This window comes from Streptomyces poriferorum (assembly GCF_019399235.1).
GTDB lineage: Bacteria > Actinomycetota > Actinomycetes > Streptomycetales > Streptomycetaceae > Streptomyces > Streptomyces poriferorum.
Window position 1 is genome coordinate 1 of the sequence record NZ_JAELVH010000251.1, and the last position, 10,612, is coordinate 10,612.

The following is a 10,612-nucleotide window of genomic DNA, read 5'->3' on the forward strand; positions in this document are numbered from 1 at the left end:
GCGGGGCGAGCCGGGCGGCGGCCTCGGCGCGTCCGCCGGAGAGCAGGGCACGGGTCTGCGAGGCGAGGGCGCCGCCCGGCTCGCCCCGCTCATCCCGGAGCCCCTCGACCACGTCCTGCTCCAGGCCGACCTGACGGCCGTCGCCCCCGGCCCGCTGGAACGCCCTCTCGCCGACATGCTCTCCGCCCTCGCGGACATCGAGTCGAAGGGCGGCGCGACGGTCTACCGCTTCACCCCCGGCTCCGTACGCCGCGCCCTGGATGCCGGGCAGTCCGCCGCCGACCTGCACGCCTTCCTCGCCGCGCACAGCCGCACGCCGGTGCCGCAGCCCCTCAGCTACCTCATCGACGACGTGTCCCGCCGCCACGGCCATCTGCGGATCGGCGCCGCCTCCTCGTACGTGCGCTGCGACGACGAGGCCGTGCTCAACGAGATCCTCGCGGACAAGCGCTCCGCGACCCTGCGGCTGCGCCGGCTCGCCCCCACGGCCCTGGCCGCCCAGATCGACCCGGCGTCGCTCCTCGACGGCCTGCGCGAGATGGGGTACGCGCCCGCCGCGGAGTCCGCCGAGGGCGATGTCCTGATCACCCGCGCCGGCGCCGTCCGCACACCGCCGCGCACGGCCCCCGTGCCCGTGCCCGAGGGGCCGCCGCTGCCCGACCCGACCCTCCTCGGGGCGGCGGTCCGGGCGATCCGGGCCGGGGACACGGCGGCGACGGTCGTCCACAAGGAGACCGGGCCCTCCGCGTCCGCGGCGGGTGCCCTGCCCCGTACGACCTCCGCCGAGACCCTGGTCACCGTCCAGGCCGCGGCGATGACGGGCTCGGCGATCTGGATCGGCTACGTCAACGCGGAGGGCGCCGCCAGCCAGCGCGTGATCGCCCCGGTCCGCGTCGAGGGCGGCTACGTCACCGCGTACGACCACACGGCGGACGAGGTCCGCACGTACCCCCTCCACCGGATCACGGGCGTCGCGGAACTCGCGGACGACCAGACGTGACCACGCGCAGGAACGCCCCGCCCCCACATACGGCACACTGGAGGTTTGGCCAACCCGCCGCCTCCGGGCGGCCCCGCAGAAAGGGCCGGGCGGCCCCGCAGAAAGGGCCGAAGCGCGTGACCGGACCCCTCATCGTCCAGAGCGACAAGACGCTGCTCCTCGAAGTCGACCACGAGCAGGCCGACGCCTGCCGTCGGGTGATCGCCCCCTTCGCGGAGCTGGAGCGTGCACCCGAGCACATCCACACCTACCGGCTGACCCCGCTGGGGCTGTGGAACGCCCGAGCCGCAGGGCACGACGCCGAGCAGGTCGTCGACGCGCTCGTGAAGTACTCGCGTTACCCCGTACCGCACGCGCTGCTCGTCGACATCGCCGAGACGATGGACCGGTACGGCCGCCTCACGCTCTCCAAGCACCCGGTGCACGGGCTGGTGCTGACCTCCACGGACCGGCCGGTCCTGGAGGAGATCCTCCGGTCGAAGAAGGTCCAGCCGCTGGTCGGGGCCCGGATCGACCCGGACACCGTGGCCGTGCACCCGTCCGAGCGCGGGCAGGTCAAGCAGACGCTGCTGAAGCTGGGCTGGCCCGCCGAGGACCTCGCCGGGTACGTGGACGGCGAGGCGCACCCGATCGACCTGGACGAGAACGGCTGGGCGCTGCGGCCCTACCAGCAGCAGGCCGTCGAGGGCTTCTGGCACGGCGGGTCCGGAGTCGTCGTGCTGCCGTGCGGTGCCGGGAAGACCCTGGTCGGGGCGGGCGCGATGGCGCAGGCCAAGGCGACCACGCTGATCCTGGTCACGAACACCGTCTCGGCCCGGCAGTGGAAGCACGAGCTGGTGAAGCGGACGTCGCTGACCGAGGAGGAGATCGGCGAGTACAGCGGTACGCGCAAGGAGATCCGCCCGGTCACCATCGCCACGTACCAGGTGCTGACGACCCGCAGGAAGGGCGTCTACCCGCACCTGGAGCTGTTCGACTCCCGCGACTGGGGGCTCGTGATCTACGACGAGGTGCATCTGCTGCCCGCGCCCGTCTTCAAGTTCACCGCGGATCTCCAGGCGCGGCGCCGGCTCGGGCTCACGGCGACGCTCGTGCGGGAGGACGGCCGCGAGTCGGACGTCTTCTCGCTGATCGGGCCCAAGCGGTTCGACGCCCCGTGGAAGGAGATCGAGGCGCAGGGCTACATCGCGCCCGCCGACTGCGTCGAGGTACGGGTCAATCTGACGGACTCGGAGCGGCTCGCGTACGCCACCGCCGAGGCGGAGGAGAAGTACCGGTTCTGCGCGACGACCGCGACGAAGCGGAAGGTCACCGAGGCGCTGGTGCGCAAGCACCAGGGCGAGCAGACGCTGGTGATCGGGCAGTACATCGACCAGCTCGACGAGCTGGGTGAACATCTGGACGCCCCGGTGATCAAGGGCGAGACCAGTAACGCCCAGCGCGAGAAGCTGTTCGGCGCCTTCCGGGAGGGCGAGATCAGCGTGCTGGTCGTGTCGAAGGTCGCGAACTTCTCGATCGACCTGCCGGAGGCCACCGTCGCCATTCAGGTGTCGGGCACGTTCGGTTCGCGTCAGGAGGAGGCGCAGCGGCTGGGCCGGGTGCTGCGGCCGAAGGCGGACGGGCACGAGGCGCGGTTCTACTCGGTGGTCGCGCGCGACACGATCGACCAGGACTTCGCGGCGCACCGCCAGCGTTTCCTGGCGGAGCAGGGCTACGCGTACCGGATCGTGGACGCGGACGAACTGCTGTCTGACAGCTGACGGACCGGGGAGGGGCGGGGGCCGTCGTGCGCTCAGCGCGTACGGCGGACGCCCGCCTCCTCCGCGTACTCGCCTAGGACGACGACGCCGAACGCGGCCCGTACATAGACCTTGACGGCACGCAGCGCGTCCCCGGCGCGGTGGCTGTGGTGGTGACCGGTGGCCGCGGTCGCGCCGTGCGCGGGGCCGGTCCTTCGCGGGTTCAGGGTGACGGTGCTCATGTCTTCCATGGTGCTCCGGACGGGTGCGCCGCCGCGTCGGTCCGGAGGCTGAAGCCCGCGGTCGCGCGTCTACCTCTGGGGTCGCATGCCGTCCCCTACGGGATGGACGGCGCGATATTCGTTCGCGCCGGACGGGAGCGGTCGATACAATCGCCGGTCTGCCCGCCTCCCGCACCGTGGTACCGGCCGTCCCTGGGACGTGCGCCGGCAGCCGGGGGAGCGCCGCCGACCGGACGGAAACCGGCCGACAGCCAGTAATCGATCCCGAGCGGACCGCATCGCCCCCGAGCAGGCCCCTCGGTGCGGTCCGCCGTCCTGCGTTGAATGCCGGAGGCAACACCGTGCCCGCGCACGAACACGAAAGCGACACCACCACCGACCCTCTCGCCCATGAGCGCGCCCATCTCTCCGCCTCGCGCGCGGCCCTGCGCGCCATGCGTGAGGACGCCCAGGCCCTGAACATCCGCGATGTCACGGCGAACTGGGTGAACGCCGCAGTACTGCAGGCCCAGATCGCCGACCGCATCAAGTCGCTCGCCGACCTCTCCCACACCCCGCTGTTCTTCGGGCGGCTGGACTACCTCCATGTGGTGGGTGCGGCGCAGGCCGAGGGTGCGGAGGGCGAGCAGTTCTACATCGGGCGCCGCCACGTCCACGACGCCGACGGTGACCCGATGGTCATCGACTGGCGTGCGCCGGTCTCCCAGCCGTTCTACCGGGCGTCCCGGAAGGACCCGCTCGACGTCGGTCAGCGGCGCCGCTTCGGCTACACGGGCGGCGAGCTGACCGCGTACGAGGACGAGCACCTCACCGACCCCTCCGAGGCGGCGCAGACGAGCAAGCTCCTCCAGACGGAGATCGAGCGGCCCCGTGTCGGCCCGATGCGTGACATCGTCGCGACGATCCAGCCCGAGCAGGACGAGATCGTCCGCAGCGACCTCGGCGGCACCGTGTGTGTGCAGGGCGGGCCCGGCACCGGGAAGACGGCCGTCGGCCTGCACCGGGTCGCGTATCTGCTGTACGCGCACCGCGAGCGCCTCGCCCGCACCGGGACGCTCGTCATCGGGCCGAACAAGTCGTTCCTGCACTACATCGAGCAGGTGCTGCCGGCTCTCGGTGAGCTGGAGGTGAAGCAGGCGACGGTCGACGACCTGGTGACGGCGCAGGTCGAGGTCCGGTCCACGGACGAGGCGCGGGCTGCCGTGGTGAAGGGCGACGCCCGGATGGCCGAGGTGTTGCGCAGGGCGATCCGTTCGCACGTGACGATGCCGGCGGAGCCGGTCATGGTGGTGCGCGGGTCGCGGCGCTGGCGGGTCCCGGCGTACGAGATCGAGGAGATGGTCAAGGAGCTGCTGGCCCGGGACATGCGGTACGGGGCCGCGCACGAGGCGCTTCCGCAGCGCATCGCGCACGCCGTGCTGGTGCGGATGGAGGAGGCGGGCGAGGCGCCCGACGACCGGGTGCAGAACGCGGTGGCGCGCACCCCGGCGGTGAAGGCCGCGGTGAAGGCGGCCTGGCCGGCGGTCGACCCGTCGAAGCTGGTGCTGCGGCTGCTGTCGGATCCGGAGTTCCTGGCCGCGCACGCGGACGGGCTGCTGAGCGAGGACGAGCAGAAGACGATCCTGTGGACCAAGCCGGCCCGGAGCGTGAAGGCGGCGAAGTGGTCGGCGGCGGACGCGGTGCTGATCGACGAGGCGAATGATCTGGTGGCGCGTACGCACTCGCTCGGCCATGTCGTCATCGACGAGGCCCAGGACCTGTCGCCCATGCAGTACCGGGCCGTGGGCCGGCGGTGCTCGACCGGTTCGGCGACCGTGCTCGGGGACCTGGCGCAGGGCACGACGCCGTGGTCGACGCAGAGCTGGGAGCAGGCGCTGCACCATCTGGGGAAGTCGGACGCGCTCGTGGAGGAGCTGACGGCGGGCTTCCGTGTGCCGCGCGAGGTGATCGCGTACGCCTCCAGGCTGCTGCCGGTGATCTCGCCCGGCCTCGCGGCGGTGGAGTCGGTACGTGAGTCGCCCGGTTCGCTGTCGGTGAGGGAGGTGACGGGTGCGGACGCGCTGGACGCGGCGGTGGTCGCGGCGTGTGCGGAGTCTCTGGAGCAGGAGGGTTCGACCGGTCTGATCGCCGCCGACGCGCGCGTTCCGGCACTGGCCGAGGCGCTGACCGCGGCGGGCCACAGCTACCTCTCCCCCGGCCAGGAGACGACCGCCGAGTCCCGGCTGACGCTGGTCCCGGCATCGCTGGCGAAGGGCCTGGAGTACGACTACGTGGTGCTGGACGAACCGGCCGCGGTGGTGGACGGCGAGCCCGACGAGCGGACGGGGCTGCGCCGGCTGTACGTCGCGCTGACCCGTGCCGTGTCGGGGCTGATCGTCCTTCACGCGGCGCCGCTGCCACAGGAGCTGGGCTGACGTGCACGGGGTGGGGGCGGCAATCCGCTCCCACCCCGTGTCCGGTCAGCCGGCCGTGCAGGCCCTCCCGTTCAGCTTGACCGTGCCCGGGTCGGCGGCCGCCCCGGAGACGCTGCTGTTGAACCCGAAGTCGATCTCCGCGCCCGGTGCGAGGGTGCGGTTCCAGGACAGGGGGGCGGCGGTGACCGTACGCCCGTACTGGGCGAGTTCGGCGCTCCAGGTGTGGCTGAGCTTCTGGTCGCCCGGGAGCAGCCAGGTCAGGGACCAGGGGGTGAGCGCCTGGGTTCCGGTGTTCTTCACCGTGACCGTGGTGGTCGAGCCGGTGCTCCACGGGTGCGAGGAGTACGTGACGCGGCAGGCGCGGGCCGGGCCCGCCCCGTCACCGGCGTCGTCCAGGTAGGAGGCGACGAAGGCCAGCGGTGCGTTCCAGTTGATGGCGACCTCGTTGGTGGCGTACGAGCCGATGTCGTCGAGGTAGCACATCGCCGCCGCGCAGCCCTTGAGCCTGGCCGCGGCCTCCGGGTCGCCGGAGGTGGGGGCGGTGAGGTTCGGTCCGCCCGCCAGGGAGCCGGCCGGCGGGTGGGGCAGGCCGGGGTCGCTCTGGTGCGCCCAGGTCCGGTGGTGCTGGTTCTGGGAGCTGCGCTCGCCGTATCCGGTGACGTAGGACTGGTTCAGCGGGTTGCGCCCGAAGAGGTAGTCGGCGCCGCGCAGTACGGCGTCGCGGTACCCGGCCTTCCCTGTGAGGTCGGCCGCGGTGGCGAGCACGATCATGTTGTTGAGCACCTGGCTGTTGGATCCCCAGGCGTAGTTCTGGCCGGCCGGTGCGTACGGGACGCCGTACAGCTGATCCCGTGTCTGGGCGGCGTAGCGGTCCGCGGCCGTGGTCACCACGGTGCGGACCTGTGCCAGCTGGCCGGCGGTGAGGTCGTTGGGGACGGTGGCGAGGGTCAGGACGCCGAGCCCGGCCGTTCCGCCCCACCACATGCCGCCGTCGGCCGGGAAGACCTTGTCGGTGTCGCCGTGCAGCGGCGAGCCGAGGAGCGCCTGGCGGTAGGTGTCGTCGCCGGTGGTGGTGAAGAGTTCGGCTGCGGCCCAGTAGAACTCGTCGGAGACGTCGTTGTCGCTGTAGGTGCCGCCGCCCGTGCCGTCGTTGGGGTCGGCGAGCACGTCCGGGTGGGCCTTCGCCGCGGTCCACGCCGTCTCGGCCGCGGTACGGCACCGGTCGGCGAAGTCCGCGTCGTACGGGGCGTAGAGCCGGGCGCACTGGGCTGCCGCGGCGGCCAGGTTGAGGGTCGCGGCGGTGGACGGCGGGTGCAACTCACGCTGCTGGGGGTCGAGATGGGGCAGCAGCGGCAGGCCGGTCCACTGGGCGTCGTGCATCTTGTGGTGGACCATTCCGGCGAGCGGCTGCCCGGCCGGGACCTGCATGCGCATCATGAAGTCGAGTTCCCAGCGCGCCTCGTCGAGGATGTCCGGCACGTCGTTGCCGTGCTCGGGCACCCGCAGCGCGCCGTCGCCGAGTTCGGCGGACTCGGCACCGTCGGCCGTCAGGGTCCGCTCGTACGTGTCCATCAGCTCGGCGACAGCGATGCCGCCGTTGACGACGTACTTGCCGTGGTCACCGGCGTCGTACCAGCCGCCCCGCACATCGAGCCGGTAGTCGCAGACGCCCGGCTGGCAGGGCACGTTCGTGTCGCCCTTGTTGGGGGCGATGTCCAGGTGTCCGGCAGGGCGCGCGTACTGCTCGCCGACGAGGTCCGCGTCGATCTCGATGCCGCTGCGGTTCTGGTAGAAGTACGCGAGCGAGTCGCCGCGCAGCGCGTCGTAGAGGTCGGCCCCGATGGAGAAGGGCTCGCTGACCTGCCCGTCCGCCTCGACGGTGTACCCGTCGCCGGCGGTCGTGACGTCGCCGAAGTCGAAGGTGTGGACGTTCTGGCGGGAGGTCGGGTCGACGCCGCCCGGGGTGGTGGTGCCGGTGGCGGCGGCCGATCCGTCGGCGGCCCTGAGCGTCCAGGGCAGGGGCTCGGTCGCGTCGGTGACCAGGGTGCCTTCCTTGGGGCCCTGCGGAAGGTAGCCGACCTGGTTGACGCGGACGCGCGAGCCGGTGTCGGGCACGTACACGGGCGGTTCGGCGCCGCCGCGCAGGGACACGTCGTCGAGACAGAAGGTGGCCGCCTCGTCGCTGCCGCCGATCTGGAAGGCGAGCTGGGCGGCGTCGCGGTCCGCGGTCGCGGTGAAGAAGTGCGTGACGGGGACCGCTTCGGTGCCGATCTGATCGGTGGAGGAGAGGTCCGTGGTCCACGGGTCGACGGCCAGCTGCACATTGGTGTGGATGGACAGCGGGGTGGTGGACGTGGCCGTGTAGGTGAGGCTGTACGTCTCCCCCGCGACGAGCGGGATGTCGTTCTGGCCGACGATCACGTCCCACGGGTTGGCCGTTCCGGCCGGTACGTCGGTGCAGAGCCGGCCGTCCGTGACGGCGGCGGCGGTGTTGGCGGTCCACCACCAGGGCGCGGTGCCGGCGGCGAAGTCGCCGTTGGTGATCTGCTCCGGGGCCGGGTCGGCATCCTCGGCGGCGGCGCCCGGTGCGGTGAGGACACCGCCGAACAGGGCGGTGAGGGCTAACGTGCCGAGCACGCGGCGCCCGCGCCGGGCGCGGACGCGACCGGTGGGGGACGGGGGCGGAGAGGCGTTCACCGGGGGCCTTTCGATAGGCGCGAATACGGTCCAGGGCGTGGCGGATGAGCGGTGGGAACGCTCCCATGAGCAGAGAAAGCTGCCGGGGAGGCGCCGTGGGAGCGTTCCCACACCGCCGTGTCGCCATTGTGAAGCCCGGGGTGTTTGTTGCGCCAGGGTCGTGACAGCACGAGCCTGCGGGCGCCCTCGGAAACGGGTGGGGGCGGGCTGCCGTGTCCGGCATCCCGCCCCGCCACCCCGGACGCGCAAGCCCCCGGGGTCTTCCGTTCGGATCAGGCCGGACCCCGCGAGCCCGGCACGATCCGAACGAGAGCCCCTACGCGTCGAGCACGTCCCGCCACTCCCGTACCGCCGCCACGTCCACCGGCCCCGCCCAGCCGCCGGGCCGGGCCGCTCCGCCGATGTGGACGGCGTCGATGCCCGCGCCCAGCAGCTCCGGCAGGTGCTCCAGCCGCAGGCCGCCGCCCACGAGGATCTGCGGCTCGTACCCCGGCTCACCCTTGCGCGCCGCCTCGACGATCAGCGTGGGGATGCCGTCGTCCACCCCGGCGGGCGAACCCGCGGTGAGGTAGGTGTCCAGGCCCGGCAGGTCGGCGAGAGACTTGCGCAGCGCGTCCCGGTCGGCGGCGCGGTCGATCGCACGGTGGAACGTCCAGTTGCAGCCGTCCAGTTCGGCGACGATCCGCTCGACCGCGACGAGGTCGGGGTGGCCGTCCGCGTCCAGGAAACCGAGCACGAACTCGTCCGCGCCCTCCGCCCGGAGTTCGCGCGCCTTGCGGACGAGCACGTCGACGTCGCCGGCCGCGAAGCCGTCCGCCACCCTGAGCATCACCCGCAGCGGGATGTCCACCGCTGCGCGGATCGCCGCGAACGTCGCACAGGACGGGGTGAGGCCGTCCGCCGCCATGTCGGTGACCAGCTCAAGCCGGTCCGCACCACCCGCCTGGGCAGCGACCGCGTCCTCCGCGTCGAGAGCGATCACCTCCAGGACTGCACGGTTGCTCATGGGAACCCAATCCTCCAGAAAACATCTATAGGTCTAGTCCAATGCCAGCCTACGGGGCGGTAGGCCGGGGGCGCAGCCTCACCGCGAACGTGAAGATACGCGAGACCGGACGCGCGGCCGCCGACCGGAGGCGCGCGGTCCGCGGTTCCCTCGCAGATCACCCTTGCGTTCACATAGGGGCAGGGGGTATACCTGATTCATCGCTGCATACCCCCTGGGGGTATAATCGACCGATCGAAGGAGGCCCCCGTGTCCGCGCAGACCGCAGCCACCACCGGCACCACTGCCCCCAGTGGCCCCACCGGTACCGGCGTCGCCGCAGAGGTCGAGCTCGCCATCGGCGGCATGACCTGTGCCTCGTGCGCGGCCCGTATCGAGAAGAAGCTCAACCGGATGGACGGGGTCGAGGCCACCGTCAACTACGCCACCGAGAAGGCCAGGGTCAGCTACCGGGGCGAGGACGTCTCCGTCCAGGACCTGATCGCCACGGTCGAGAAGACCGGCTACACCGCGCACGAGCCCGCCCCGCCGGTACGCGGCAGCGACGCCCCCAGCGGGACGGCCCGGGCGGACGAGCTCCGCCCGCTGCGGCAGCGGCTGATCACCGCGGTCCTGCTCGCGGTGCCGGTGATCGCGATGTCGATGATCCCGGCGCTCCAGTTCGACAACTGGCAGTGGCTCTCCCTCACCCTCACCGCCCCCGTCGTCACCTACGCCGCCTGGCCCTTCCACCGCGCCGCGTGGACCAACGCCCGGCACGGCGCGGCCACCATGGACACCCTGATCTCGGTCGGCACCTCGGCCGCGTTCCTGTGGTCGCTCTGGGCGCTGTTCTTCGGCACCGCCGGCATGACCGGCATGACACACCCCTTCGAGCTGACCATCGGCCGCGGCGACGGCTCCGGGAACATCTACCTGGAGGCCGCCGCGGGCGTCACCGCGTTCATCCTGGCCGGGCGCTACTTCGAGGCCCGTTCCAAGCGGAAGGCGGGCGCCGCGCTGAAGGCGCTGCTCGAACTGGGAGCGAAGGAGGTCACCGTCCTGCGCGACGGCCGTGAGGCCACCGTGGCCACGGAGGATCTCCGGGTCGGCGACCGGTTCCTGGTCCGCCCGGGCGAGAAGATCGCGACCGACGGCACTGTGGTGGAGGGCAGTTCGGCGGTGGACGCGTCGATGCTCACCGGTGAGTCCGTGCCCGTCGAGGTCACGGTCGGCGACACGGTGACCGGCGCGACGCTGAACGCGGGCGGCCGGCTCGTCGTCGAGGCGGCCCGGGTCGGCGCCGACACCCAGCTGGCCCGGATGGCGAAGCTGGTCGAGGACGCGCAGAACGGCAAGGCCGCGGCCCAGCGGCTGGCCGACCGGATCTCGGCGGTGTTCGTCCCCGTCGTGATCGCGCTCGCGCTCGGCACGCTCGGCTTCTGGCTGGGCAGCGGGGAGGGCCTGACGGCCGCGTTCACGGCCGCCGTCGCCGTACTGATCATCGCCTGCCCGTGCGCCCTGGGCCTCGCCAC

Annotated in this window: 7 protein-coding genes; 4 read left to right on the plus strand and 3 right to left on the minus strand. The window is 72.4% G+C overall.

From position 1 onward, the window contains the following. A partial coding sequence (locus JGS39_RS31225) for a helicase C-terminal domain-containing protein (protein ID WP_236065845.1) occupies window positions 1-1,000 on the plus strand: 1,000 nt, incomplete at its 5' end. Between the two features lie 116 nt (window positions 1,001-1,116). Beyond that, a complete protein-coding gene (locus JGS39_RS31230; RefSeq protein ID WP_219573105.1) occupies window positions 1,117-2,760 on the plus strand; it encodes a DNA repair helicase XPB in 1,644 nt (547 codons plus the stop codon). A gap of 32 nt (window positions 2,761-2,792) precedes the next feature. Here JGS39_RS31230 and JGS39_RS31235 read toward each other — a convergent pair whose 3' ends face one another. Further along, window positions 2,793-2,981, minus strand: a complete 189-nt coding sequence (locus JGS39_RS31235) for a hypothetical protein (protein WP_219573106.1) — start codon at window positions 2,979-2,981, stop codon at window positions 2,793-2,795. A gap of 341 nt (window positions 2,982-3,322) precedes the next feature. Between JGS39_RS31235 and JGS39_RS31240 the strand changes: the two genes are divergently transcribed. Continuing rightward, on the plus strand, window positions 3,323-5,395 hold the full coding sequence (locus JGS39_RS31240) for a HelD family protein (RefSeq protein WP_219573107.1): 2,073 nt from the start codon (window positions 3,323-3,325) through the stop codon (window positions 5,393-5,395). A gap of 45 nt (window positions 5,396-5,440) precedes the next feature. On the opposite strand, the gene JGS39_RS31245 is transcribed toward JGS39_RS31240, so the two are convergent. Continuing rightward, complete coding sequence (locus JGS39_RS31245) at window positions 5,441-8,032, minus strand: glycoside hydrolase family 9 protein (protein ID WP_308120814.1); 2,592 nt, start codon at window positions 8,030-8,032, stop codon at window positions 5,441-5,443. 376 nt (window positions 8,033-8,408) lie between these two features. Continuing rightward, window positions 8,409-9,098, minus strand: a complete 690-nt coding sequence (locus tag JGS39_RS31250; protein WP_219573109.1) for a copper homeostasis protein CutC — start codon at window positions 9,096-9,098, stop codon at window positions 8,409-8,411. A gap of 249 nt (window positions 9,099-9,347) precedes the next feature. On the opposite strand from JGS39_RS31250, the gene JGS39_RS31255 reads away from it, so the two are divergent. Further along, the coding region (locus JGS39_RS31255; protein WP_219573110.1) for a heavy metal translocating P-type ATPase at window positions 9,348-10,612 on the plus strand (1,265 nt) is incomplete at its 3' end.

Coding starts and splice junctions, on each gene's coding strand:
- JGS39_RS31235 (WP_219573106.1), bottom strand. CDS start 2,981: ATGAGCACCGTCACCCTGAACCCGCGAAGGACCGGCCCCGCGCACGGC.
- JGS39_RS31250 (WP_219573109.1), bottom strand. CDS start 9,098: ATGAGCAACCGTGCAGTCCTGGAGGTGATCGCTCTCGACGCGGAGGAC.